The organism is Nicoliella sp. ESL1106 (assembly GCF_058509965.1).
Window position 1 is genome coordinate 1062621 of sequence record NZ_CP196340.1, and the last position, 24544, is coordinate 1087164.

30 protein-coding genes, 1 tRNA gene and 1 other annotated feature are annotated in these 24544 nt (G+C 39.7%); of the genes, 1 reads left to right on the forward strand and 30 read right to left on the reverse strand.

The features are described from left to right. Positions 1-8 precede the first annotated feature (8 nt). Entirely contained in the window at positions 9-200 is a 192-nt protein-coding gene (locus ACSVI6_RS04670; RefSeq protein WP_491716312.1) for a type II toxin-antitoxin system RelB/DinJ family antitoxin, read from the forward strand. A gap of 152 nt (positions 201-352) precedes the next feature. Here ACSVI6_RS04670 and ACSVI6_RS04675 read toward each other — a convergent pair whose 3' ends face one another. The 30 genes from ACSVI6_RS04675 to ACSVI6_RS04820 all read right to left on the reverse strand — a co-directional run bounded on the left by ACSVI6_RS04675 (position 353) and on the right by ACSVI6_RS04820 (position 24423). Next, entirely contained in the window at positions 353-565 is a 213-nt protein-coding gene (locus ACSVI6_RS04675) for an IS3 family transposase (protein WP_491716313.1), read from the reverse strand. Positions 566-616: 51 nt separating this feature from the next. Next, positions 617-826, reverse strand: a complete 210-nt coding sequence (locus ACSVI6_RS04680) for a transposase (RefSeq protein WP_491716314.1) — start codon at positions 824-826, stop codon at positions 617-619. A 76-nt stretch (positions 827-902) separates the two neighbouring features. Further along, positions 903-1553 (reverse strand): thiamine diphosphokinase, encoded by a 651-nt coding sequence (locus ACSVI6_RS04685; protein WP_491716315.1) that lies wholly within the window; start codon positions 1551-1553, stop codon positions 903-905. Then, positions 1553-2206 carry a ribulose-phosphate 3-epimerase gene (gene rpe, locus ACSVI6_RS04690; protein WP_491717298.1) on the reverse strand — a complete coding sequence of 218 codons (654 nt, stop codon included), beginning with the start codon at positions 2204-2206 and terminating at the stop codon, positions 1553-1555. The genes ACSVI6_RS04685 and rpe overlap by 1 nt, the downstream gene beginning before the upstream one ends. A gap of 11 nt (positions 2207-2217) precedes the next feature. Continuing rightward, positions 2218-3099, reverse strand: coding sequence for a ribosome small subunit-dependent GTPase A (gene rsgA, locus ACSVI6_RS04695; protein WP_491719543.1), 882 nt, complete (start codon positions 3097-3099; stop codon positions 2218-2220). A gap of 51 nt (positions 3100-3150) precedes the next feature. Beyond that, positions 3151-5052 carry a Stk1 family PASTA domain-containing Ser/Thr kinase gene (gene pknB / locus ACSVI6_RS04700; RefSeq protein ID WP_491716317.1) on the reverse strand — a complete coding sequence of 634 codons (1902 nt, stop codon included), beginning with the start codon at positions 5050-5052 and terminating at the stop codon, positions 3151-3153. Further along, a complete protein-coding gene (locus ACSVI6_RS04705; RefSeq protein ID WP_491720552.1) occupies positions 5045-5806 on the reverse strand; it encodes a Stp1/IreP family PP2C-type Ser/Thr phosphatase in 762 nt (253 codons plus the stop codon). The genes pknB and ACSVI6_RS04705 overlap by 8 nt, the downstream gene beginning before the upstream one ends. 4 nt (positions 5807-5810) lie before the next feature. Continuing rightward, complete coding sequence (gene rsmB / locus ACSVI6_RS04710; protein WP_491720553.1) at positions 5811-7148, reverse strand: 16S rRNA (cytosine(967)-C(5))-methyltransferase RsmB; 1338 nt, start codon at positions 7146-7148, stop codon at positions 5811-5813. After that, on the reverse strand, positions 7141-8091 hold the full coding sequence (gene fmt / locus ACSVI6_RS04715; RefSeq protein ID WP_491720554.1) for a methionyl-tRNA formyltransferase: 951 nt from the start codon (positions 8089-8091) through the stop codon (positions 7141-7143). The genes rsmB and fmt overlap by 8 nt, the downstream gene beginning before the upstream one ends. A gap of 13 nt (positions 8092-8104) precedes the next feature. Further along, on the reverse strand, positions 8105-10516 hold the full coding sequence (gene priA / locus ACSVI6_RS04720) for a primosomal protein N' (RefSeq protein ID WP_491720555.1): 2412 nt from the start codon (positions 10514-10516) through the stop codon (positions 8105-8107). Positions 10517-10534: 18 nt separating this feature from the next. Continuing rightward, entirely contained in the window at positions 10535-11740 is a 1206-nt protein-coding gene (gene coaBC, locus ACSVI6_RS04725) for a bifunctional phosphopantothenoylcysteine decarboxylase/phosphopantothenate--cysteine ligase CoaBC (protein ID WP_491720556.1), read from the reverse strand. Positions 11741-11807: 67 nt separating this feature from the next. Beyond that, positions 11808-12002 carry a DNA-directed RNA polymerase subunit omega gene (rpoZ, locus tag ACSVI6_RS04730; protein WP_491716323.1) on the reverse strand — a complete coding sequence of 65 codons (195 nt, stop codon included), beginning with the start codon at positions 12000-12002 and terminating at the stop codon, positions 11808-11810. Beyond that, on the reverse strand, positions 12002-12619 hold the full coding sequence (gene gmk / locus ACSVI6_RS04735; protein WP_491716324.1) for a guanylate kinase: 618 nt from the start codon (positions 12617-12619) through the stop codon (positions 12002-12004). Before gmk ends, rpoZ begins: the two co-directional genes overlap by 1 nt. A gap of 77 nt (positions 12620-12696) precedes the next feature. Further along, on the reverse strand, positions 12697-14391 hold the full coding sequence (gene recN / locus ACSVI6_RS04740) for a DNA repair protein RecN (protein WP_491720557.1): 1695 nt from the start codon (positions 14389-14391) through the stop codon (positions 12697-12699). 47 nt (positions 14392-14438) lie between these two features. Further along, entirely contained in the window at positions 14439-14894 is a 456-nt protein-coding gene (gene argR / locus ACSVI6_RS04745) for an arginine repressor (RefSeq protein WP_491716326.1), read from the reverse strand. Positions 14895-14914: 20 nt separating this feature from the next. After that, positions 14915-15733, reverse strand: a complete 819-nt coding sequence (locus tag ACSVI6_RS04750; RefSeq protein ID WP_491716327.1) for a TlyA family RNA methyltransferase — start codon at positions 15731-15733, stop codon at positions 14915-14917. Positions 15734-15749: 16 nt separating this feature from the next. Further along, the gene (locus tag ACSVI6_RS04755; protein ID WP_491720558.1) at positions 15750-16634 is read right to left on the reverse strand and encodes a polyprenyl synthetase family protein; all 885 of its coding nucleotides are present in this window, start codon (positions 16632-16634) and stop codon (positions 15750-15752) included. Between the two features lies 1 nt (position 16635). Beyond that, complete coding sequence (locus ACSVI6_RS04760) at positions 16636-16863, reverse strand: exodeoxyribonuclease VII small subunit (protein ID WP_491716329.1); 228 nt, start codon at positions 16861-16863, stop codon at positions 16636-16638. Between the two features lie 2 nt (positions 16864-16865). Continuing rightward, positions 16866-18215, reverse strand: a complete 1350-nt coding sequence (xseA, locus tag ACSVI6_RS04765) for an exodeoxyribonuclease VII large subunit (RefSeq protein WP_491719552.1) — start codon at positions 18213-18215, stop codon at positions 16866-16868. Continuing rightward, the gene (locus ACSVI6_RS04770; protein WP_491720559.1) at positions 18205-19074 is read right to left on the reverse strand and encodes a bifunctional 5,10-methylenetetrahydrofolate dehydrogenase/5,10-methenyltetrahydrofolate cyclohydrolase; all 870 of its coding nucleotides are present in this window, start codon (positions 19072-19074) and stop codon (positions 18205-18207) included. The genes xseA and ACSVI6_RS04770 overlap by 11 nt, the downstream gene beginning before the upstream one ends. 149 nt (positions 19075-19223) lie before the next feature. Further along, entirely contained in the window at positions 19224-19625 is a 402-nt protein-coding gene (gene nusB / locus ACSVI6_RS04775) for a transcription antitermination factor NusB (protein ID WP_491716332.1), read from the reverse strand. Positions 19626-19628: 3 nt separating this feature from the next. Then, positions 19629-20063, reverse strand: coding sequence for an Asp23/Gls24 family envelope stress response protein (locus ACSVI6_RS04780; protein WP_491716333.1), 435 nt, complete (start codon positions 20061-20063; stop codon positions 19629-19631). A 41-nt stretch (positions 20064-20104) separates the two neighbouring features. Then, entirely contained in the window at positions 20105-20668 is a 564-nt protein-coding gene (gene efp / locus ACSVI6_RS04785) for an elongation factor P (RefSeq protein ID WP_491716334.1), read from the reverse strand. Between the two features lie 140 nt (positions 20669-20808). After that, a complete protein-coding gene (gene rpmA, locus ACSVI6_RS04790; protein ID WP_491716335.1) occupies positions 20809-21105 on the reverse strand; it encodes a 50S ribosomal protein L27 in 297 nt (98 codons plus the stop codon). 25 nt (positions 21106-21130) lie between these two features. After that, positions 21131-21466: a ribosomal-processing cysteine protease Prp gene (locus tag ACSVI6_RS04795; protein WP_491719554.1), complete on the reverse strand. Its 336-nt coding sequence runs from the start codon at positions 21464-21466 to the stop codon at positions 21131-21133. Positions 21467-21480: 14 nt separating this feature from the next. Continuing rightward, a complete protein-coding gene (gene rplU, locus ACSVI6_RS04800) occupies positions 21481-21789 on the reverse strand; it encodes a 50S ribosomal protein L21 (protein ID WP_219054511.1) in 309 nt (102 codons plus the stop codon). A gap of 19 nt (positions 21790-21808) precedes the next feature. Then, positions 21809-21885 (reverse strand) — a sequence feature (ribosomal protein L21 leader region). 109 nt (positions 21886-21994) lie between these two features. Then, positions 21995-22068, reverse strand: a tRNA-Arg gene (locus ACSVI6_RS04805). A 71-nt stretch (positions 22069-22139) separates the two neighbouring features. Then, positions 22140-22643: a 2-deoxyuridine 5-triphosphate nucleotidohydrolase gene (locus ACSVI6_RS04810; protein WP_491719555.1), complete on the reverse strand. Its 504-nt coding sequence runs from the start codon at positions 22641-22643 to the stop codon at positions 22140-22142. A gap of 18 nt (positions 22644-22661) precedes the next feature. After that, positions 22662-23561, reverse strand: coding sequence for a hypothetical protein (locus ACSVI6_RS04815; RefSeq protein WP_491716338.1), 900 nt, complete (start codon positions 23559-23561; stop codon positions 22662-22664). Beyond that, complete coding sequence (locus ACSVI6_RS04820) at positions 23551-24423, reverse strand: exonuclease SbcC (protein ID WP_491720560.1); 873 nt, start codon at positions 24421-24423, stop codon at positions 23551-23553. Before ACSVI6_RS04820 ends, ACSVI6_RS04815 begins: the two co-directional genes overlap by 11 nt. Positions 24424-24544 lie beyond the last annotated feature (121 nt).

Genomic DNA, 24544 nt, shown 5'->3' on the forward strand with positions numbered 1-24544 from the left:
GGAGAATAATGGCAAAGAAATCAAACCTTAACGTCAGAATTGATGAGAACTTAAAAAATCAAGCTAAAGAAGTTCTGGAAAGTATTGGATTAACACAAAGCAAAGCTATTGATTTATTTTTTAGGCAACTCGTAATAGATAGAGAACTCCCCTTTAATGTTAAGCGGAGATCTAAAACTCAAAGAAGTAGTCAATGCTAAAGTGTCAAGAACAACAAATAGTTGTTATTATATATTGAAAATGTCAGATGATCGTATCTATCAAATGGCTTTTAGCGATCATATGTCAGTAGAATATTACTTTTTAGATGAAGCATTACAGGCTGAATATCATATTAATTTAGCTCAAGTAATCAAAGAATTTTGATATGATCCCAATAGGTTGGACTAATACTTTTTACTAGGATATCAATCCCAAATATTGATTTTGTGATTAATATCCTAGTTTTTAATCTATTATTATTGTAATCCTTAATCCATGTTTTCATCGCATTGATTAAAGATTTTTTGGTATTATAATCCTTGTTCATCATTTCAATTTTCATAATATGGAAAATTGATTTCATTGAGCATTATCTAAACATTTCCCCTTATAGTTGTCACTGTAAATTGTATTTTTACATGATTCTTTGGGCTCTTTTATGGTTAACATGACATCCATTATTATTGAATAGTGCTGTTTTACCAAACTTTTTATCCGTCTTTAACCATGAGTAGATTGTTGCAACACCCTCAATGCTATATTTATGGTTAAACGTAGTTGATCCAACTCCAAAAAGATATTCTAAAACAACTTTTAATCTAAATTCATAACTATATTTTGCCAAAATAAAGACCCCCATATGCTGAACATTTTCTGTCCAACATATAGAGGGCTCTTCACAGTTTATAACTGGTCTTTTTTTATTTGTCACGGCTTTGAATTACTGCCATGACCCCTTGATCAAATTCAAAGTGGCCAGTCTCGCCAATAAATTCATTACTGGCCAAAGAAACTGGATTTTGAATTGGATATTGATCTAGTTGATATCTTTCATCATTAAGCGTTAAAGTCATTTTGTTCAACGGCACGAACGCCAGGTACTTTTTATCGGGTTCTTTTGTAATGGTGTGCTTGCCCGGTAAAAAATAACTAATCGTATTCTGCTTATCGATCAAGCGAATCTTGGGCGCGTATGCTCTAAACCGTAATTCTAAAACCATCAAAAAGTTCGCCAAAAAGTGATCGATTCGTCCGCCAGTTGCACCATAAATGTCAATTGCATCGGCATGAAAGCGTTCAATTGCAACCTTTAAGCCTAACTGAGTATCGGTATCGTCTTTTTCTGGATTAGATTGATGATTGCCATGAACGTGGGCTTGGACTAACTTCAATTCAGCTGAGCTCATTGAGTCAAAATCACCAATTGCATAAATGGGATCGTAGCCTAATTTAATCAACCGTAGTGTCCCTCGATCAACGCCAATCCAATCACCATCAACTTGGCGTTCTTCAATCGCTGCAGGCCAGTTTTCGACCGGACCGCCACTTAACAAGTTAATCCGCTTTACCATTACTTAGTCGCATCCTTAATTGCTTGAACCTTACTTGCAGGATCATCAGCACCAAATACATATGAACCAGCAACGGCTACCGTTGCACCAGCATCATAGGCTTCTTTGACGGTTTGGTCATTAATCCCTCCGTCAATTTCAATATCAAAGTCATAGCCATTTTCCTTCTTAATGGCGTTTAGTTCAGCGATCTTCTTAACGGTTTCTGGAATAAACTTTTGGCCCCCAAAACCAGGGTTAACGGTCATTACTAACACTTGATCGACCAAATATAAAACGGGCTTGATTGCTTCCACAGGAGTCCCTGGGTTAATCACTACTTCAGCCTTCACGTTTTGATTCTTGATCATTTGAAGGGCCCGATGAATATGGGGAGTCGATTCAACGTGGACTCCGATCAAGTCAGCACCAGCATCGGCAAAGGTATCGATGTAGCGTTCTGGGTTTTGTACCATCATGTGAACATCTAAGATCATCTTTGAGATCGGTCTGATGGCTTTGACCCAGTTAGGTCCATATGAAATGGCTGGAACGAACATCCCATCCATGATATCAATATGGAGGTATTCAGCACCACCCTTTTCAACCTTTTCAATATCCCTTTGTAAATTAACGTAATCTGCACTTAAAATTGATGGAGCTACTTTAATCATTTTCATTTTCCTCATTTCTTTTTATTATAAATGGGCTTACGGTTCTTGAGCATATTAAATAGCTGCAAATAATCATCATAACGACTCTTTAATATTTCACCATCAGCAACCATTGCTTTAATTTTACAACCAGGTTCATTCACATGTAAACACCCTCTGAACTTACAATCAGGAGCGTTGCGAACAAATTCTGGAAAGTAATCCCTTAGTTCTCGATAATCAATGTCAAAAGTATCATAAGATGAAAAACCAGGAGTATCAGCAACTAATCCACCTGCAATCGGAATCAAGGTGACTTTACGTGTCGTATGCCGTCCTCGGTTCAATGCTTGAGAAATTTCACCCGTTGCCAGGTGTAAAGAAGGGAGAATCTTATTCAATAACGTTGATTTACCAGCCCCCGTTTGCCCCATAAAAACAGTTAAACAGTTCGCAAAATGTGCTTTTAGATTTTGTAATGAATCATCATCAGATTGCTGATGCGCACAAATTGTCGTGTACCCAATTTTTTGGTAATCATCAGCTAACGATTGAATGGTAGAAAAGCGTTTCGGCGTTAATAAATCTAACTTAGTAAAATAAATGATCGGCTTGATATGGCTGATACCAAGCGCAATCAACTGCCGATTTAATAAATTAATACTAAACTCAGCCTCAGTCGTAGCGGTGACCACCACCGCTTGATCAATATTTGCTAACGGCGGGCGCACTAGCGCATTTTTGCGTTCAGCAACGCTTAAAATATAGTCATTTTCAAACTCTACGATATCACCTACGACCGGCTTAATCCCGTGTTTTCGAAAGTTACCACGCGCCCGTGTACGGTAGGTCTTGCCATCAGAATGAACGTCAAAAAAACCGCTCAATGATTGATAAATTCTTCCCTTTGCCAATTAAACACCCCTTTTGTCTTATTATACTAAATTTTATCTAGATAAAAAATCCTAATTAATATTTTTCACATAGCTGATGGTTTTACCATCTCTAATAATTTTATATTCACCGGGGGTCTTTCCGTCCAACTTAAATGGAATGATGAACTTAGTATCTTGATAAATCGTAATTCGGCGATAAAGATGATCGATCGAATTATCCTCATCTTTAACGTAAATATCAATATTGTTTGAATTATTGTTATTACTCTTATATGGTAAATTAACATTAACGTTTAAAGTATGGGAACCATTTTCCTTTCCATTGGCCTTTTCACCCTTGGAAACTGAAATAATAATGTTATCACCATTATAAACGGTCAATCCATCCCCTGGATTTTGATTGAACACGATTCCAGCTGGATATTCATCATTATATTGATAATCGAAGGTTGGATTTAACCCCATCATCTGAACATAACTAGCAGCTTCATCCCTACTTAGCCCGATCAATCGTTTCATCATGAACTGCTTAATCCCGTCAGACACCTCAAATTTAATCGTTTTATTCCGAGGACTATATGAATTGCCCGGAATAAAATTCTGTTTTAAAATTTTACCACTGCCGAACGTATCAGAACTAGAGTACGTTTTTTCAACCGTAAAGCCCTGATTTTCCAACTCCTTAGCGGTAACATCGAAATCCTGGCCAATATAATTACTCAAATCAATTTTACTGACCCCATTGCTAAGTACTAACGTGACCTTATCATTGCGAAATAGCCAGCGCTTGGCTGCTGGATCAGTATTGAACGCTTGATTGATCGGCACGTTATCAGCATATTGATACTTAATACGGTCGACCTGTAGGCCAGTTGATTGTAATCGTTTAATCGCTTGCTCCTTGGAGAGCCCATTTAAAGATGGGACCTGGACAAAAAAGAAGTGGACCGTCAATCCGAAGACGACCAAAATGCCAACGACGACTCCGACCCAAGTCCCCCAAAAAACCTTTCCAGGATTTTTAACCGATTTATTGGGATTCGATGAACCATCTGCCGTATTATCCAATAAATTTAAATCATCAAAATTCATGACTTTAGTTTCATCTTCAACATCAAATGAATTTTGCGGGGTAAACCGTAGCACCCGTTTTAAATGGGGGGCGATGTTTAAGGCCTTTTGCATTTCAGAAATCGATTCAAACCGATCCTTAGGATTTTTAGCAGTCGCTTGTAAGACGACATTTTCGACTGCGAGCGGAATCTTATTTTTGCCGTTGTTAATCGGTGGCAATGGAGCCTTAGAATGCTTTAAAGCAATCGATACTGGATTATCACCATCGAATGGTACCTGTCCTGTAAGGAGTTCATACATAATGATTCCGAGTGAATAAATGTCAGAGCGCTTCGTTGCGACCTCACCTCGGACCTGCTCAGGAGATAGATAGTGAATCGAACCTACGATTGAATTAGTTTGCGTCAACGTATTTTCAGTTGCAAAAATTGCGATTCCAAAATCGGTGATTTTCACATTTTCTGAACCATCGATCAAAACGTTCTCAGGCTTTAAATCACGATGAACGATATTATTTTGATGGGCAACACTGACTGCATCTAAGATCTGATTCATAATCTTAATCACGTTCGGGACCGAAATGGGAGCATGTTCCTTAATATAATTTTTGAGGTTCGTCCCCTTAACGTACTCCATGATTGAATATTGAATCCCATCATCTTCTTCGAATCCATATATTTTGACGATGTGTTCGCTATTCAAATGGCTAATTGCCAGTGCTTCTCTTTTAAATTGCGCCTTAGTATGCGGATTATCGCGAAAGTCGACCCGTAAGAACTTTACAGCCACAAATCGATTGGTTTGAACATCCTTTGCAATGTATACATCAGACATCCCCCCCTGACCAATTTGATCAATAACTCGGTAACGACCGTTTAATAAACGTCCCTTAATCATGATCATCAACTCCTTGATCAGATTGAGTTTCAATAATTAAAACCGTGATGTTATCAGTGCCACCGTTCTGATTCGCCACTTCCACTAATTTGCGGCATTTATCGTCAGTGGAACGACTAGATGCCAATATTAACTTAATTACGGACTCTGAAACTAAGTCGGTCAACCCATCACTACAAAGTAAAAATTGATCTCCTAATTGAACAGCTCCATCTGAAATCGTCGGTTCAGCATGATTAGAAATTCCGAGACTCCTTACGATTACGTTCTTGTAAGGATAGGAAAGCGCATCTTTTTTACTAATTTTACCAGCCTTGATCAATTCATTTACATAGGAATGATCTTCCGTCAACTGGGTTAACTTAGCGTTTCGAAATACGTACCCACGGCTGTCACCAATATTACAAATAATGTATTTTTGATCTAAGCCAATCACCCCTACAAAAGTGGTTCCCATTCCCCTTAGTTGTTGATCATGCATCGAAATTGCCAAAATTTCTTGGTTCTCAAAATTAATTTGTTGATCGAACCAATCGGCAGCATGCTCGATCGATTGTAAGCGTTCCTTTTCAAAGCGTTTACCAATGCCATCGACTGCCATCTTGGAAGCAACTTCGCCAGCACGATTACCGCCAATGCCGTCAGCAACAATTGCTAGCAAATTATGATTTTGATCATAAAAAAATGAGGCATCGTCTTCATTTTTGGGGCGCACCATTCCGATATCAGTCTGATAAGCAATTTTTAATCTCATTAATCTAATCACCTGTTTTTACTAAATTTGCAACAAAGAATCCATCTGAATCAAAGTCATCCGGATAAATTCTTAACTCACCACTCTTAGATTGAATACTATCTAGCTCAATGGGCAGCATTTTAAATTCAGGATGTTGGTCCAAGAACTGCACCAATACATCATGATTTTCCTGATCGATAATGGTACAAGTACTATACGTTAATTGACCACCTACTTTAATTTTGGGGGCAATCGCATTTAAAATCGCTAATTGAATCTTAGCAAGGTGTTCTATATCTTGAATCGTTTTTTCATACCTAATTTCAGGTTTACGTCTCATCAAGCCCAACCCTGAACAAGGGGCATCCACGAGCACTTGGTCAAAGGTTTGATCATCATAAACTGAATCCAATTGTCGTGCATCAAGCGCCTTGGTCTTAATATATTCATTTAAGTGCATCCGTTGGGCATTTTTGACCACCTGTTTCAAGCGACTGGCGTGTAAGTCGAGTGCAATTACCTGGCCACTTTTTTGTAGCGCCAGTTGTTCTGCAATCTGCGTCGTTTTCCCACCGGGCGCAGCACAGGCATCTAATATCAGCTGATCTGGCTTGATCATCATGGTCTCGACGGGTAGCATTGCACTTTCGTCTTGAATCGTTAATTCCCCGTTCTTAAATTCAACTGCAGAGTTCGCAGAACGCTCCTTTAATATCAGACCCTCATCAGCAAGACGACTTTTGGTAACCACAAAGCCAGCTGACGATAACTGATGCGTTAATCGTTCTTGATCGATCACAGCGGTATTCGTCCGAACTGATTGCTTAGCGGGATGATTCAGCGAATCTAAAATGTGCGTCGTTTTAGTTGCCCCCACTTGATTGATCAATTGTTGAATGATCCAACTGGGGACACTGAATTGCACCTGCATGCGTTCAATTGGATCTTTGATCGAATCAGGTTTGCGCACGCCATTGCGGTCCATTTGATGCAAGATGCCAGTGACCATCTTGCGAATGCCATCGTGCCCCATCGTTTTAGCAATGTTAATCGATTCATTGAAGATGGCCCGATTGGGAATGCGGTCTAAGTATTCCATTTGGTACAACGCTGTTTTTAAAAGAACTAATACCCATGGTTGGACCTTTTTAGGATTCTTGATGAAGGGGGCAATTTGATATTCTAACGTTAATTTATGTTGAAGGACCCCGTACACAATATTTGTTAAAAGGTTTACATCCCGTTCTTCAATATTGCTATTTTGAATAATTTGATTCAATTGGAGGCTTGAATACGCCCCCTGTTCAATTTTAGTCAATGTAATCACTGCTAATTGACGTGGATTATCTTGTTTAGTCATTGGTAATAATTTGCTCCCCAACTTGGATGGCTTGCCCCGCACCATTCAAGTAATCACTGATCTTTTGTTTTGGCTTACCAGCTGGTTGAATTACATCCAATTGTAACGTTGTTGAATCCCCCGCTGCGATCACCAATTGTTTTTTAGTCTTTGCTACTACCACCCCTGGTCTTTCGGTAGTCGAATCCGTGAGCGGCGTTGTCTGCCATACCTTAGTCCGCTTGCCATTTAAAGTCGTAAAGGCAGTTGGATCAGGTCGTAGCGCGCGTACCTTCGCATCCACCAATCGAGCAGGTTGATTAAAATCGAGCCGTTCTTCACTCCGTTTAATAGTTGGTGAAAACACCACTTCAGCATCTGCTTGTGGCGTCCGATCAGCCGTTCCATTTAATAACTGCGGAATCACATCCAATAACATCGTGCGGCCTAAATCACTCAACTTAATGAACATTGAAGCAGTATCATCATTTGATTCAATCGGAATTGCCCGTTGAGCAATTACATCCCCAGCATCCATGGCCTTAACCATGTACATAATTGAAATGCCAGTTTCAGAATCACCATTCATAATGGCATATTGAACTGGCGCACCACCACGATACTTGGGTAGTAATGAACCATGAACATTAATCGCAGCCACTTTAGCTGCCGATAATAACTTATCTGGCAAAAATTGGCCAAAAGCAGCTGTAACGATAATGTCGGGCTGTAATGAAATTATTTTATCCATTTCAGGACTACCACTGATCTTTGCTGGTTGCAATACTGGTAAATTAAATTCAATGGCGGCTTGTTTGACTGGTGAAGCGGTCAAAACCCGTTTTCTGCCGACTGGTCGATCGGGTTGGGTGACGACTGCTTGAACATCGTAGCCGTTTTCAACTAGTCCCTTTAAGATGGGAACGCTAAAGGACGGGGTCCCCATAAATACAATTGATGTCATTTGCAAATTCTCCTTACATAAAGCTAACGGGTTCAGAATCGATTGAAATATAGATTCCGTGCCGCGTCGCTGTTTGATAATGATTTAAAATATATTCCAATAGCTGCGGGAGCTTTGGTTCGTGTTTATATTTAACCAGTACTTGATAATAATACTTTTTATTAATCCGTGAAATCGCAGATGGTGTTGGTCCCAAAATAATGTTGCGATTCCCTAAATGCTGTCTTAAAAAGCGGTTAACTTCATAAATGGTCTTGGCAGCTTGATTTTCATAGTTTGCACTGGCGGTCACTCGAATCGTAAAGAAATATGGCGGATAGTTAGCCATAAAGCGCAACCGCATTTCCCAACGATAAAAAGCTTCATAGTCTTGATCCTTAGCGAATTGGATCGCCTCATTATCAGGATTAAAAGTCTGAATGTAAACCTCCCCCTTCTTTTCAGCCCGACCAGCTCTTCCGCTGACTTGCGTCAATAGTTGAAAGGTTTTTTCATTCGCCCGAAAATCAGGGAGCTCTAGTGAAGTATCGGCATTTAAGACCCCGACTAAGGTCACGTTTGGAAAATCAAGCCCCTTTGCGATCATTTGGGTCCCCAATAAAATATCAGCTTGCCCACTACCAAATTGAGCCAGTAGTTTTTCATGGGCGCCCTTCCGCTTCGTAGTATCGACATCCATTCTAATTACCCTGGCGTTCGGGAATAGCCGATTCAGCTCTTGTTCCACTTTTTCGGTCCCGGTTCCAAATGAACGGAGCTGATGCCCATGACAAATCGGACACACATTGGGGATCGGTTGCTCAAATCCACAATAATGACACTGCATCCGATGCCCATTTAAATGCAAAGTTAATGAAATATCACAATTAGGACATTTCAAAACAAAGCCGCAATCCCGACACATTAGAAACGAAGAATAGCCCCGTCGATTAAGCATTAAAACGGATTGCTCGTGTTTGTCCAACCGATCTTGAATCGCTGCTAAAAGGGGCCTGGAAAAATCAGTTTCACCGTCATCCTTCACCACATTACGCATATCGACAACGTTGACGACTGGTAAAGATTGATGGTTGATCCGATGGGGTAACATTAATAACTGATAGACCCCCTTCCCAGCACGAGCGCGTGATTCTAAGGAAGGTGTCGCACTACCCAACACAACTGGACAATGGTTATATTGACCACGCCATTTGGCAACGTCACGGGTATTATAGCGGGGTGGATCTTCTTGCTTATAGCTACTATCGTGTTCTTCATCCATGATGATGACCCCGATATTGGTTAGTGGAGCAAACACAGCTGATCTAGCCCCCACCACTATTTTAGCATCGCCTGAATTCACCCGCCGCCATTCATCGTATTTTTCACCCATTGAAAGGCCACTATGCAACATGGCAACTAAATTGCCGAACCGCCCCTTGACCCGATTGACCATCTGGGGCGTTAATGCAATTTCTGGAACTAACATTAGGGCTGTTTTACCAGCTACCAATGCCTTTTGAATCGCTTGAAGGTACACCTCGGTTTTACCAGAACCAGTCACCCCTTCTAAAAGGTAGACATCGTCTGATTCGCTTTTAATCGAAGCTGCGATCTTTTCAACCGCCACTCGTTGATCATCATTCAAGGCCAGTGGATAGTTCTTGTCAATATGATGATTAGCGGGATCACGTAAAACGGTCACCATTTCTTTTCGCGCCCAGCCATTTTTAACAGCGGTATTAATCGTTGAAACATTAATCCCCAGTTCATTTGATAAGGATGATTGAACAATTTGACGGTCAGGATTATCAATTAACCACTTTAGGATCTTTTGCTGAGCCGTAGCTCGTTTACTAACGTTTGCAAGGGCTGCTTGTAATTCATTAACATCTTGATTAGCGCTAATCTTTACGACTTGCTTAGGGCGCGCTTGGTTTTTGACCACATAATCGACTGATAATTGATCTGATTGCACCGCATCAATTATCGCCTTCATTTGGGCTGGCGTAAAATCTGCTTCATTGTATTTAAGCTCGCTACGATCACCAAATAAAGCCATTAATTCTTTACTTAATGGCTTTTCGGTTGTTCTTAATACCTTGGTCGATTTGGCACGCATAACACTTGGTAACATCGTTAACACACAGCTAATTCGAAACGCAAATGTCGTTTTCGCCAACCAGGCAGAAAGTTGCAACATCTCAGAATTAACAGCAGGGGTTAAATCCATGATCGAATCAATGGGCTTGATTTCCCCGTCATAATCAACATGGTCAGTAAAACCAACAATGAAGCCCTGGACTTTTCGCTTTCCACGACCGAATGAAACGATCACTCGAATCCCTAACTTTAAGTCATCCGCTAGTGCATCTGGAATTTTGTAAGTGTATGGTTTGTCAGTTTGCATTGTCGGAACGTCTACTAACACTTGTGCAAATTTCACCGCAAATCGAATCCTTTCTTATTTTAAATCAGTGGCAATCAGCCGAACTAATTGATCTGCAATCTGTTGTTTAGGTAATACTGCAGTTTGAATTGGTTCGTGATCGTCCAAAAAGAACGTCACTTGGTTATCATCACTACTAAAGCCAATTTTTTGATTAGCAACATCATTTGCTACTAACATGTTCAACCCCTTGTCACGAAGCTTCTTTAACGCGTTTTGCTTTAGGTTATTAGTTTCAGCCGCAAAACCAACCGTATACTGATCAGGCCGTTTCACCTTGGCAACCGCCTTTAAAATATCGGCAGCTTCCCTAAATTGGAGGGTGAACGTTTCCGATTGGGCATTCTTTTTAATTTTTTGGTTTTGAACGTGCAGCGATTCAAAATCAGCAACAGCAGCAGTCATTACTAATACATCGTTTTCATTCATTAATTGTAGCACAGCGGTCTTCAATTCCGCACTAGTTACCACCCGAACTATTTTCATCCCGTCTGGAATCGCCACTCTAACGTCAGCACAGATTAAAGTAACATCAGCCCCTAGCTTAGCAGCTGCTTTGGCAACGGAAATCCCCATTTTACCTGAAGAAGCATTCGTAATAAATCTGACTGGATCGATTGGCTGGCGAGTGGCTCCCGCTGTTACTAGCACCCGTTTATGCTTTAAGGGCAATTCAGTCGGAGCATTCAATGCCATTAGTTGCTCAAGGACAAATTCAGGTTCAGCCATTCGGCCTTTAGCTTCATAGCCCTCTGCTAAAAAGCCAACCGTGGGGTCAATTATTATGCCCCCGTCAGCACGAACGGTCGCTAAATTACGCTGGGTCGCAGGATTTGCCAACATCTGATCGTTCATGGCAGGGACGAGTACCTTCTTTGCACTAGTAGCTAGTAAAGTCGTCAGCACCTCGTTATCAGCAATCCCGTTGGCCATCTTCGCAATCGTGTTCGCATCAGCAGGCATTACCAATGCTAAATCAGTCCACTGGGCTAATTCAATATGGGTAATTTGGTCATCATGCATCCCAGCAGATTGATTGGTTACGACTGGAAAATGAGAAAGGGCTTGAAAACTCAATGGCTGAATAAATTTACATGCACCATCGGTCATTAAGACCCGTACATGGGCCCCCGCTTTTACTAATAATCTAGTCATCAATAAACTCTTATAAGCAGCAATACTACCAGTGACATAAAGGGCAACGTTTAAATTTTGAATCATTTTAACCTCCGAATATTAAAAAAGCCCTTGTGAATTTCACAAAGGTTTCTAGAGTAAAACAATCAGTCTAACGGTCAATCTGAACAACGCCCGCAGCAATTTCTTCGAACGCCTTTCCGATTGATTTTTGTGACTTGTATTCTGATAATAATGGCTTAGCACCATCATCTAGTTCATGGGCACGCTTACTGGCCAACATGATTAAAGAATAACGAGAGTTAACTTGCGTTAGTAATTTATCAACAGATGGGTATAATAACATTAATTTTCATCTCCTAACATGGAAAGGTAATCGGGCATTACTCGAGTTACCTTTAGTCGTTCGCTTCTAACGATGTTTTTGATGTTAGCAACAGCATTTGCCACTTCATCGTTCAAAACCGCATAATCATAATTACGCATCATCTTAATTTCACCAACTGCAGTATGAATCCGCTTATTAATGACTTCCATTTCATCAGTCCCCCGGCCGATCAAACGGTTCTTTAATTCCAATAAATCAGGGGGAGTCAAAAATACGAATACCCCCTCAGGTGAATTAGCACGAACCTGCATCGCACCATTTACTTCAATCTCTAAAAAGACATCCTTGCCCGATTCAAGGGTTTGGTTAACGTATTCGAGTGGGGTGCCATAGTAGTTATCAACATACTTAGCATACTCTAGCATCTCACCATTTTTGATTTTTTCTTCGAATTCTTCTTTCGAAACAAAGAAGTAATCAACCCCGTTTTTTTCGCCATCCCGTGGTTTTCTAGTCGTCATAGAAATTGAATACTGAAAATCAACGTCTGGTTCATTAAAAAGCGCTTTTCTAACGGTTCCCTTCCCAACCCCAGAAGGCCCCGATAAAACAATTAACATTCCTCTTTTGACCATTTTTAGATATCCCCTCAAAATAAACTATTATTTATATTATCACTTTTTTTGACTAATTTATCAACCCATTATTAAGATTAAAGCTGTTTCTTTTCAGAGGCCATCTTTAACATTTCACCTGCGTGTTCGAGGGTCAACTTAGTTACCTTCTTACCTGCTAGCATTCTAGACAGTTCAGAGACCTGTTGATCATGGTCTAACTTTTTAATGGTCGTTTTGGTGCGGTCTTTTATGACCTGTTTGCCAATAAAGTAATGATGATCACCCATTGCAGCGACTTGGGGCAGGTGGGTAATACACAAGACTTGCTCGGTCTCAGCAATTGCACTGATTTTTTCGGCCATCGCTTGAGCGACCCGACCACTGACTCCAGTATCAACCTCATCAAAGATAATTGAAGTAATGCCCTGGGCACTAACGAAAATGGTCTTCAATGCCAACATGATTCTAGATAGTTCCCCACCAGATGCAATTTTAGATAATTCATGGAATCCTTCCCCCGGATTCGTTTGAATATAAAATGAGACGTTCTCAATCCCGCTACTGGTATAGTGATGGGCAGCCAATGGTTCAAAATGAACTTCAAAACGTGTTTGCGCCATGTATAAATCTGCTAACTGCTTATGAATCGATTGGGCCAGCTTAATCGCATACTGATGCCTAATGGTGCTCATTTGCTCACCTTGTTTTTGTAATTGCGTTTCAACTTTTAAAAGCTGCGCATCCAAATCACTGCTATCGCTTTGATCAGCTTCCGTTTGGGCGAGCTCGTCACTAATCCGCTCATAATAAGCTAAGATCTTATGAATTGAGTCTCCGTACTTCCGCTTGAGCTGATAGATCAAATCTAATCTGGATTCAATTTCAGAAAGGCGATTCGCATCAAATTCCTGTAAATCAGATTCATGTGAAATTTGATTAGAAGCATCTTGGAGGGCGTAATAAGCATTTTGTAAATCGGCACTAATCGCTTGATAATTTTCACCATATTGTTCGATCGACTGCATTGAATTCATCGCATCCCCGATCATATCCAACGGACTGAGCGTATCATCACCATTGATGTGCACAAAACTCCCCTTCAAGGCATCGCTAATGTTTTGATGGTTCAATAATTGGTCGCGCTCACTCACTAGTTCAGCCTCTTCGTTTTCCAAAAGGTTCGCTGAACTAATTTCATTGACTTGGAATTGAAGCATGTCAATGTGTTGAGCCCATTGTTGTTGGTTATTATTCTTATCTGCGACCAGTTGTTTTAACTTACGGAACCGTTGGTAACTTTCTTGGTATTGTTCCCGAATTTTTTTAATCGGCGTTCCAATGAATTCATCCAATAAATGTAGGTGTCGTTCGGGACGCAATAGTTCTTGGTGATCGTGTTGCCCTTCGATATCAACGATCGTTTGCCCAACACGCTTTAACGTATTCGTATTCACCAACATCCCATTAATCCGACAAACGTTCCGCCCATTTCGGGTAATCTCACGTTGTAAAATCACGTTATCATCATCATGATCGATCCCGAGCTCATCCAATAGTCGATAGGTTAATCCCGCCTTAGGAAAGACGAATTGCCCCTGAAGAACTAATTTGTCTGAACCAGTCCGAATCAAAGACTTAGAACCGCGACCACCAGCTAATAATCCGATCGCATCCATTACAATTGATTTTCCGGCTCCGGTTTCTCCGGTCAAAACGGTCATATGGTCTTCAAAATTAACATCAATATGATCAATAATCGCTAAATTTTTAATATTTAATTCCTGTAGCAATGGAGAAATCCCCCTATACTAAAAAAAGACTTGTTATCTAAGTCTTTTTATTTTACCACTAGTTGATTCAATTTGTCTCGTAATTGATTAGCGGCATCATCAGAAGTACAAATAATTAAGATCGTGCTATCATCAGAAAGCGTCCCAAAAATTTCATCATAGTTCATTTTACCTACTAATGAACTAATCACGGGCCCACTTCCGGGCGAGACCTTAATCATCACGTTTTTATCTTGCACCGCAATTGAGATCAAAGAATCCTCAACTGCTTGTTGGAGCTTCTTTTCAATATTGATTTTTTTCTCCTGTGGCAAACTATACTTATAGCCACCAGAGCGGGAGGGTACTTTTACTAACCGCATTTCTTTAATGTCACGAGAGACCGTCGCTTGGGTTACTTTAACGCCCACCGCATCCAGCATTTTAACAAATTCAGCCTGATTGCGAATTGCTTCCTTACTAATTAACTGTTTTATCATGTGTTGTCGATCTCTTTTTTTCAATTCAGAACCCCCCTTTGATCCTATTTTTTTACGTTCAACGTTTCATCAGCTCGTTGTAATACTTGATCAACGGAAACATCGGGTGAAATCATGGGCTGGTCAACTGACTTTAAATGAATCAAAAATTCAATATTGCCCTCGCCACCCTTAATCGGTGAGTAGTCTAGGCCTAATACAGAATAGCCACTCGCCACTGCAAATTGCACGATATCATTTAAGACGGCTACATGCACATTATGGTCACGAACGATCCCATGTTTCCCAACGTTTTCTCGACCAGCTTCGAATTGAGGCTTGACTAATGCCACGACCTCGCCATTCGGCTTAATGATCTGTTTTAATGGCGGTAAGATTAAGTGCAATGAAATAAATGAAACATCAATCGACGCAAATTCTGGTTGTCCATCAGTAAAGTCAGCTAGCTTACTATACCGAAAATTGGTGTGCTCCATTACGATTACTCGTGGGTCATTGCGCAGTTTCCAAACCAACTGGTTACTACCAACATCAAGGGCGTAACTTTGTTTAGCACCAGATTGGAGCATTACATCTGTAAAACCACCGGTCGAAGAACCAATGTCTAGAACGATTAGTCCACTAACATCAATTTTGAACACCCGTAGCGCTTTTTCAAGCTTTAAACCACCGCGACTAACGTATGGCAGAGCACGGCCCTTTAAGTGTAATTTGGTATCAATGGGGATCCGTTCACCGGGCTTGTCCAATCGTTCCTCATTTTTACCCAAGACTTCTCCGGCCATGACCGCCCGTTTAGCCTTTTCACGCGAGTCAAAAAGCCCCTGCGCAACTAACAAAATATCTACTCTTTGCTTTTCCATTTATGCTTCCGCTCCATTAAACTTGAAAATACGAAAAAAACGATGCCAATAGTGACGTATCAATATTTTTTTCGATTTGAATCTTCTGTAAGGCTGCCCGCCCAGTATCAATCGTCTTCGATAACTCTTGATAAGAACGGTCGAGCCCAAATAAATTCGGGTAGGTGTTCTTGATCGCATCCTGGTGAACCGGCTTGCCCAATTGCTTGGCAGTACTAGTCACATCTAAAATATCATCATAAATTTGAAATGCTAACCCGAACGCCTCTGCAAATTGATTCAATTCATCATTGCAGTCTTGATGATCAGCTAGTATGAACCCAGCTCTCACTGAATATATGATTAAGTCACCAGTCTTATGGCGATGCAGCTTCTTTAGATCACTAAATGCCAACTGCTGGTTTTCATAATAAATATCATCAGCTTGGCCTGCAACCATCCCAGATGGCCCGGCTAACTTGCTGAGTTCAGATACCAACGCCACCTTCGTTTCAGGGGATAAATCATTATCGACCAGCCACTGAAAAGCAAGCGTCAATAATCCATCACCCGCCAGCGTGGCCATTCCAGCCCCAAATCGGACGTGATTCGTGGGTTGGCCCCGCCTTAAATCATCGTTATCCATTGCGGGTAAATCATCGTGGATCAATGAATAGGTATGCAGTAATTCAACCGCACAGGCACCCTTTAATCGAGAATGATCAATTGGGACCCCAAACGTCTTTAGGACCGCTAGGGTCAATAGTGGCCGAAGCCGTTTTCCACCCGCTGCAACTGAATAAAGCATCGATTCTGATAGTCTTGGTTGATCAACATCCACTGGCAGGTTTTCAACTAAAAAGGAATTAATTTCAGCTCGATACCGAGCTTCAAAATCCCTTAACCGTTCATCAATGGGCATTTTAATTTCCCTGGTCCCTGTTAAAGTTACTTTGGGTCCCATCATCATTCATTACTTGGGTCAACTTATTCTCAGCATTAGCTAAGGTCATTTTTAATTCTCGGCTAATTTCGACCCCCCGTTGAAATTGATTCAACGCTTCTTCTAATGGCACGTCTCCTTGTCCCAATCGTTGAACGATTTGTTGTAATGCTTGCATATTGGCTTCAAAAGATGGTTTTTCTGGCATAATTAATCGAGCTCCCTATTTATAATTTGTTTAATTTCAGCTTTAGCAACCCCGTCGATAAACGTCAAATCAATTTGATCATTAACGTTCAAATCGGTGATTTTTTTAACTGCATAATCATTCTTTGATACAAAGGTGTAGCCCCGACTCATTGTTTGGAGCGGGCTTAAATGATTCAAATTACCAACGATTCTTCTAAAGGTATAGTCCTTATTATTGATAATGTTATTAATTTTAGATTGTAACTGCTGTTCAATCAGGTTCAATTGATTGCGTTCATTTTGAATCAAACTATTTGGTGATTGGTAGTTCAATTGATAAATTAAATTTTGTAACTGTTTTTGCTTATACTCTATCTGACCATACAAAGAACTATTTAATTGATCAACTAAAGTGTCTAATTGTTGAACGTATATCTCATATAAGCGTTGCGGTTGTTTAAAAATATATGAATTCATAATTTCATTTAATAAATTCTTTTGGCTACTAATGTAATTAGAAAAATTATTTATTAAAAATTCACTATTATTATTAATAAGTTTAGAGATACTTGCGAAATCGGGAACCGCTAATTCTGCAGCCGCAGTCGGTGTAGCTGCACGTCTATCAGCAACCAGATCAGCAATCGTATTGTCGGTCTCATGGCCTACCGATGATATTATCGGGATATTAGAGTTATAAATAGCGTCAATCACCGGTTGTTCATTGAAGGGCCAAAGGTCTTCAATAGACCCCCCACCACGACCAACGATCATTGTATCAAAATTACCTATTGAATTTACGCGTTTGATTTGGTTAGCGATGCTGTTAGCAGCTGCTTTTCCCTGCACTACGGCTGGAAACAACACTATTTGAGCAATTTTAAACCGTCTTCTCACGGTGGTAATAATATCCTTAATTACTGAACCACTTTCAGAGGTAACAACCGCAATTCGATTCGGATATTGTGGAAGTGGTTTCTTATGGGCTTCATTAAAATACCCTGCACTGTTCAGCTTATTTTTTAGCTGTTCGAAAGCTAGAAATAATGAACCAACGCCTTCTGGCTCAATTTTGGTAACATACAGTTGGTAGTTACCACCCACAGTGTAGGTAGAAACACGTCCAACAATATTAACTTTCATCCCATCTTTAGGTTCAAACATAACGTTCCTAAAATCGGATGCCCAAATCACGGCACTGATTTTACTTTTGTCATCCTTTATTGAAAAGTATTTATGGCCTTTGCGGTCCTTATAATTTGAAATTTCACCAGTAACATAAACCACTTTCAAGTAAGGATCTTTTTCAAACTTTAGATTAATATAATGGTTCAATGCAGTGACTGATAAATACTGTTGACTATCTACCATTCTTATTCTTCGCCCCCCATGATGCCAGTTCAACGGTTTGACGCATCAAGGTCGCAATTGTCATTGGGCCAACTCCACCTGGAACTGGTGTAATGTAGCCAGCAACTGGTTCAGCAGAGTCATAATCCACGTCCCCGACTAACTTGCCATCCTCATTTAAGTTTTGGCCAACATCAATTACAGTTGCCCCTGCTTTCAAGTCATCACCTGATACCATGTGCAACTTACCGGTCGCAGCAACGACTACATCGGCTTCCTTAATAAAGTGCTTAGCATCTTCTGAATAGTGATTGAGCACCGTAACCGTCGCATTCGCATTAATCAGCAATGCTGCCATTGGTCGCCCAACGATAGCACTTCTACCGATCACAACTGCTTTTTTACCAGTCAGATCAATGTCATATTCTTTAAACATTGCCATTATTCCCTTAGGGGTACAGGCAACGGGATAGTTCTTCGGTTCATTTAAAAATAGGTTCCCAACGTTAACGGGATGAAAACCATCAACATCTTTTTCAGGTTTGATCGTTCTGGTAATCAATTGTTCATCAATTTGTTTTGGTAGTGGGGATTGAACTAAGATCCCATCGATTGATGCATCGTCATTATATTCATTCACAACTTTTAATAATTCAGATTGTGTTGTTTCGGCAGGCAGGTGGTTCACGATGGATTCGATCCCTAATTGTTCTGCCTTTTTATGCTTATTTCTAACATAACGGGCACTAGCTTGATCGTCCCCAACTAAAATGACTGCTAAGCAGGGCTTAATCCCTAAAGTATGTAATTCATTAACCATTTGCTTAGTTTCGTCATTAGTTTTCTTTGCTAATGCTCTTCCATCAATAATTTGTGCCATGATTCCATTCAACCCCTTGATTTTTTATGAACTTAATTGTTTCGTACCCATCTTTATTTTAGCATAACCAAGATTAATTTAAAAAAGGATTCGCACAATGTACGAATCCTTTATAATAAAATTAAATTATTATTAATTTTCGAATTTGATTAGTCTTCGACCAAGTGGGAAAGCACGCCGCTAACAAAACGACGGGAACGATCGTCACTATACTTTTTAGCCAGTTCGATTGCTTCATTAATCGCAACTTTATCTGGAATATCATCAACATAATCGTGTTCGTAAAATGCAATTCGTAAGATGATCAGATCGACCTTGGCAATTCTGCTGATCGACCAGCGTTGCCCTAAGTATTGGCTAATCTGTGAATCTAATTCAGATTCATGATCTAACACACCGTCAACTAATTGACGTAAATAATCAGGGTAATTAGCTTCATCATCTTTTACAATTACATGGAAAAAACTTTCCTTATCAGTTTCCTTATTTGTATTAATTGCAAACAAGGTCTGAAAAGCAAGCTCTCTAATTTGGTGCCGATTTAAACTCACTTTTTACTCACCCTTACTCTTATCGTTATCCGCAAATAAATCATCAGGATCAATTTTGCTTTCAGAATGAGCATGCACAATCCCATCAACATGAACATTAACATCCAAGACATCCAATTCAGTCATGAACAATAACTGTTGTTTGACCTTATCTTGAATCTCTAATGCTACCTTAGGAACTGAGACACCATAATCAACATAGACATAGATGTCAACGCTAACTTGGTCTTGATCATTGAAGGAAAGCTTGATCCCCTTTCCAAAATCTTTATGACCAAATAATTCATTCACTCCCGTAGCAAATGAACCACGCATTCTTTCCACTCCGGGAACTTTAACGGCAGCAATGCTTGCAATAATTTCAAGCACCCGCGGGGCAATATTGATCGAACCGCCGTTTTCCTTGCTACCCTTTAATAAAGTGTTACTCTCTGCCATAAATATCACCCTTTCATTAAATGCCGGTATTGATATTGTAATTAAGCTCTGGAGATATAAGTCCCATCCGTAGTATTGATGGTCAACTTGTCACCAGAGTTAACGAAGAATGGGACTTGGACTACTAACCCAGTCGTCATGGTTGCGGGCTTAGAACCACCTGAAGCGGTATTTCCCTTGATACTTGGTTCAGTTTCAGCAACTTCCAAAACAACCGTATTTGGTAAGTCGACCCCAAGGGTTTCACTACCGTATTGAATCACGTTTACTTCCATGTTTTCTTGAAGGTAGTTCATTTCTTCTTCAATTTGGTTTTCTGGAATCGTGATTTGTTCGTAAGTATCCATATCCATGAAGACACAACCAGTTGGATCACCGTAAAGGTATTGCATCTTTCTAGTCGTAATTGGAGCTTGTTCCATCTTAGCCCCGGCACGGAAAGTCTTATCTTGAACGGCACCCGTTCTTAGGTTCTTTAACTTAGAACGAACAAAAGCGCCACCCTTTCCTGGCTTAACGTGTTGGAAACTGATGATCTTCCAAATTGCGTTATCCACTTCGATTGTTAAACCATTCTTAAATTGTGCAGTTGAAATTGTAGCCATTGTTATTCCTCCTATAGTAGAAACAATGATATTCATATCTTAATTATCTTGAATATTATAACATACTTGGCAACTATGTGATTATCGGTCACAAAATAAAAAGGAGCCCCTTAAGGCTCCTTAGTTATCTTTTATCCGTATTATTTAGCGACAGCTTCAGATACTGGGTATACTGAAACTTGACGACGGTTACGGCCTAAACGTTCAAACTTAACGATCCCGTCAGCAAGAGCAAATAAAGTGTCATCGCCACCACGCTTAACATTTTTACCTGGGTAAATATGAGTACCACGTTGACGGTAGATGATTGCACCCTTTGTAGCCATACCACCATCAGGAATCTTAGTTCCTAGACGACGACCAGCTGAGTCACGACCATTAGCAGTTGAACCTCCCCCTTTATGGTGAGAGAAGAATTGTAAGTTCATTTCTAACATTTGATTACACCTCCACGGATGGAAATTATCGATTTATTTTTAAATTAACGTATTGTGAATAACTATTCGCAATCTCAGTCATGCCTAATTCAAACGCTGCAAGCAACGTCTGGACTTTCAATGACTGCTCGTGATTACTAATGACTGGCACCTTGACGATCAATAATCCACCGTTAACGGCATCACTTTGAACATCAGGGGTAACTCCAGCAACCGTCCGTAAAGCATTCGTCGTAGTAATCGACAATGCCGAGACCGCTGAACAAACAATGTCTTGACCATATTCACCAGAATCAGCATGGCCTGTTAATTCGAATGAAGTGATCAAATCACCTTGATAATCAATAATTGTTTGTATCATTAATAACTCCTTAATTAAGCCTTGATTGAGTCAATCTTAACCTTAGTGTAAGGTTGTCTGTGACCCTTCTTGGATTGAGAACCCTTCTTAGGCTTGTATCTGAAAATGGTAATCTTCTTTTCACGACCTTGCTTTTCAACAGTTCCTGAAACAGAAGCACCATCAACTAGTGGAGCACCAACCTTAGCTGAGTCACCACCAACGAATACAACCTTGTCAAAGGTAACCTTATCACCTTCGTTAGCATTGAGCTTTTCAACGAAGATTGATTCACCTTCAGCAACCTTGTATTGCTTACCACCTGTAATAATAATAGCGTACATTTATGTGCACCTCCTTAAATAATTTGCTTAGACTCGCCGAAATTAAGCGTCGTAAAACGCGAACTTAATACTTAAATCGTGCGGTTGTAGCTGTGGAAGTCCACAAATACAACAATGACTAGTATAGCCTACCTAATCATCAAAAGTCAAGCCACAAAAAAACATTAGTCCAAAAAGACTAATGTTTTTTTAATGCCATCTTTAATGTCGCAGGAGAGACTCGAACTCTCGACCTACGGTTTAGAAGACCGTTGCTCTATCCAACTGGGCTACTGCGACATTCAAACAACATTAATGATTATACGAGATGAAACGAAATGTGTCAATCCATAATTTTAAATTATTTGGGATCAATCGCGGTCCAAATTAACCTGGTGGTTGAATTCAGTATTGATATCATCAACGCTGAACCCTAAATCAGCTAACCCTAGTTTCAAAAATAATTTCCACGCATGGTTAAAATCAGCTTGACTGTGTTTAAAGTAAGCAGCAAATAACATATTTTTAGTTGCTAGGTAAATCTTGCTTAGATCTGTTTTTGTAAATTGATGACTTAATTTAGTCAACTCTGCATCATCGATCAAAACATTACGATTCCAATTTCTCAGGTTGGCAACTAGTAAAAATGCCCGCATTACCTTTGCATATTGAGCCAATAATTCAGCAGAACTTTCGGTCGGACGCTCTGCTTTAGCAATAAACCAACCCATCATATCTGCAAGCTTAGCAAAAGAAACGTCCAATTCAACAAATGCATTCTTGAACCTGGTATCTGGTAAATATTGGAGTTGATTTTTTTGTTCATATTGACGGTAATAGTTTACCGCATTGATTAACAGCGTTTTAAAATCCAAATGAGCCCCTCCCTGTAATTATTTTGCGTCGATTTCTAAATCGGCAAGGTTATCTAAGTACCAATTCTTTAGAAAGTCGTACTTTAATAATAACTGGAACCAAGAAACGTTCTCGTGCTCATCCACTACCTGCAGACCCCAATCTGGTTGTTCATCATCACCGTTATTAAAGATGTTTAACTTCACACCATCTAAGTCCAATTGGGCTCCCGTAAATTGATATGACATTAGGGAATAGCCGCTTTGCGAAGCACTTATAAATAGCTCATCAATGATTCGAACCGGAATTTGAGGGTTTTTAAAGGCGTGAAAATGATTGTTGTTGACTGCTAAAATACTATAATCCACATCATACCCAAAATCATTTTGCATATACTTAGCAAACTCAATTAGGGTGTTCACTGCAATGATGATTGGAGTCGAGCCCACTTCTGGATTCAAGTTCACCACAAATAAGTTCACGAGTGAATCACTGTTAAATTGAGTTTGCTTCGTAGCAAAGTCTTGGTAGAAGATATGCTCACCATGCTTCACGTCAGTATATGCAACCGCACTTTCATTGACGATAAACTTAAATGCATCGCCATCATCCAATTGGGTTAGCCGTTGAACGACATCCCCTGCAGTCCCGTTCATATCCATTTGAATCATTGATGAAATATTATGCTCTTCTAATAACCGTGCCATAAAGATTAGGTACAGGTCAGCCTTAGAATATTTAACTGGATAAGTAACAAAATCCCCATCAAGCTTAAAGTCGATCAACTGGTTGATTGAATCTAATAATTCATTTTTATCATCAGTATAGATCATATTATCGAATATCTTAGTGTAGTCAGCCCCATTGCTCAGGCCCTTTTTTAGATTTTGATTATATTCAAATAGCGCAATGCTCATTTTCCGATCACTATCTTTCATTACTGTCCACCCCTTCGTGCTTAGCCAAACTGCTCATGTAGTCATGGTAAAGGTGTGATTGATTTTCCATGAAATCACTAAAAGTTTGAAAAGCATCCCGAATACTTTGCTTTTCATAACTAATGATCGTATCTTCCTTATTTAAATCGAGGATCTTAGATTCATTTTCCTTGATTTGTTTAGCCCCCGCTGAAGCCAATTCGTCTTCATGCACTAGTTTTTTATACTGCTTAGTCAATTGATGATGCTCTTCTTTAACCTTAGCTGCATCCCAAGGCATCGTGAACTTGGACTCGTTTTCACGGATTGCGACCTTCAATTCACTCTTCTTTTCATCACGATCATTTTTAGAATCAATCATGGTTTGTAATTCCTGGTTGTTATCAGTGATTTCCATGATTTGATCAGAGTAAAACGTTTTGTTTTCAGCTTCTAATTCAAATGAACGCTTTAATTGATCCAATTCAGCTTCTTTAAATTTGAAATTAACGTCTAAGACATCTAATTCACCGAATAACTTATGGTCCCACCAATTACCGAAGTAAATCAAAAAATGGCCGAATTTATATTCATTGTAATAAAAAAATGGATATGTTTGTGCTAAGTATTTAATTAACCGACGGCTTAAGTAGTGGCTTAGTTCAGTTCTTAAATCACTCACTAATAGTGAAACATCATATTTATCATCCAATGGTTCCGCTGGTTCCATAATGGAATTGAAACGTTCAGCGTTAATTAATTGATAGATAGTTAAATCGTCGTTTTGGTGCAAAGCATTCCGCAATGCATTTAGATGTTCGATTTTGGCATCTAAACTAGCACTGAGTTCATCAGCACTAGTGTCTAAATTATCATTATTCATTGTTTACCCTCGCTCTATTTCATGTTTTAAGACCACATTCGCTTTAAAACAAAAATGTAGCCAACTGGATATAGTTAACTACATTATATGATATCATAATTTAAAAATTTGGATAAATATT

What these genes read in the sequence shown, in the direction of transcription:
- ACSVI6_RS04670 (WP_491716312.1), top strand. Translation starts at nt 9, where the DNA reads ATGGCAAAGAAATCAAACCTTAACGTCAGAATTGATGAGAACTTAAAA.
- ACSVI6_RS04675 (WP_491716313.1), bottom strand. Translation starts at nt 565, where the DNA reads ATGAAATCAATTTTCCATATTATGAAAATTGAAATGATGAACAAGGAT.
- ACSVI6_RS04685 (WP_491716315.1), bottom strand. Translation starts at nt 1,553, where the DNA reads ATGGTAAAGCGGATTAACTTGTTAAGTGGCGGTCCGGTCGAAAACTGG.
- rpe (WP_491717298.1), bottom strand. Translation starts at nt 2,206, where the DNA reads ATGATTAAAGTAGCTCCATCAATTTTAAGTGCAGATTACGTTAATTTA.
- pknB (WP_491716317.1), bottom strand. Translation starts at nt 5,052, where the DNA reads ATGATTAAGGGACGTTTATTAAACGGTCGTTACCGAGTTATTGATCAA.
- ACSVI6_RS04705 (WP_491720552.1), bottom strand. Translation starts at nt 5,806, where the DNA reads ATGAGATTAAAAATTGCTTATCAGACTGATATCGGAATGGTGCGCCCC.
- rsmB (WP_491720553.1), bottom strand. Translation starts at nt 7,148, where the DNA reads ATGACTAAACAAGATAATCCACGTCAATTAGCAGTGATTACATTGACT.
- fmt (WP_491720554.1), bottom strand. Translation starts at nt 8,091, where the DNA reads ATGACATCAATTGTATTTATGGGGACCCCGTCCTTTAGCGTTCCCATC.
- coaBC (WP_491720556.1), bottom strand. Translation starts at nt 11,740, where the DNA reads ATGATTCAAAATTTAAACGTTGCCCTTTATGTCACTGGTAGTATTGCT.
- rpoZ (WP_491716323.1), bottom strand. Translation starts at nt 12,002, where the DNA reads ATGTTATTATACCCATCTGTTGATAAATTACTAACGCAAGTTAACTCT.
- gmk (WP_491716324.1), bottom strand. Translation starts at nt 12,619, where the DNA reads ATGGTCAAAAGAGGAATGTTAATTGTTTTATCGGGGCCTTCTGGGGTT.
- ACSVI6_RS04750 (WP_491716327.1), bottom strand. Translation starts at nt 15,733, where the DNA reads ATGGAAAAGCAAAGAGTAGATATTTTGTTAGTTGCGCAGGGGCTTTTT.
- ACSVI6_RS04755 (WP_491720558.1), bottom strand. Translation starts at nt 16,634, where the DNA reads ATGCCCATTGATGAACGGTTAAGGGATTTTGAAGCTCGGTATCGAGCT.
- ACSVI6_RS04760 (WP_491716329.1), bottom strand. Translation starts at nt 16,863, where the DNA reads ATGCCAGAAAAACCATCTTTTGAAGCCAATATGCAAGCATTACAACAA.
- xseA (WP_491719552.1), bottom strand. Translation starts at nt 18,215, where the DNA reads ATGGTAGATAGTCAACAGTATTTATCAGTCACTGCATTGAACCATTAT.
- ACSVI6_RS04770 (WP_491720559.1), bottom strand. Translation starts at nt 19,074, where the DNA reads ATGGCACAAATTATTGATGGAAGAGCATTAGCAAAGAAAACTAATGAC.
- ACSVI6_RS04780 (WP_491716333.1), bottom strand. Translation starts at nt 20,063, where the DNA reads ATGGCAGAGAGTAACACTTTATTAAAGGGTAGCAAGGAAAACGGCGGT.
- efp (WP_491716334.1), bottom strand. Translation starts at nt 20,668, where the DNA reads ATGGCTACAATTTCAACTGCACAATTTAAGAATGGTTTAACAATCGAA.
- rpmA (WP_491716335.1), bottom strand. Translation starts at nt 21,105, where the DNA reads ATGTTAGAAATGAACTTACAATTCTTCTCTCACCATAAAGGGGGAGGT.
- ACSVI6_RS04795 (WP_491719554.1), bottom strand. Translation starts at nt 21,466, where the DNA reads ATGATACAAACAATTATTGATTATCAAGGTGATTTGATCACTTCATTC.
- rplU (WP_219054511.1), bottom strand. Translation starts at nt 21,789, where the DNA reads ATGTACGCTATTATTATTACAGGTGGTAAGCAATACAAGGTTGCTGAA.
- ACSVI6_RS04815 (WP_491716338.1), bottom strand. Translation starts at nt 23,561, where the DNA reads ATGAAAGATAGTGATCGGAAAATGAGCATTGCGCTATTTGAATATAAT.
- ACSVI6_RS04820 (WP_491720560.1), bottom strand. Translation starts at nt 24,423, where the DNA reads ATGAATAATGATAATTTAGACACTAGTGCTGATGAACTCAGTGCTAGT.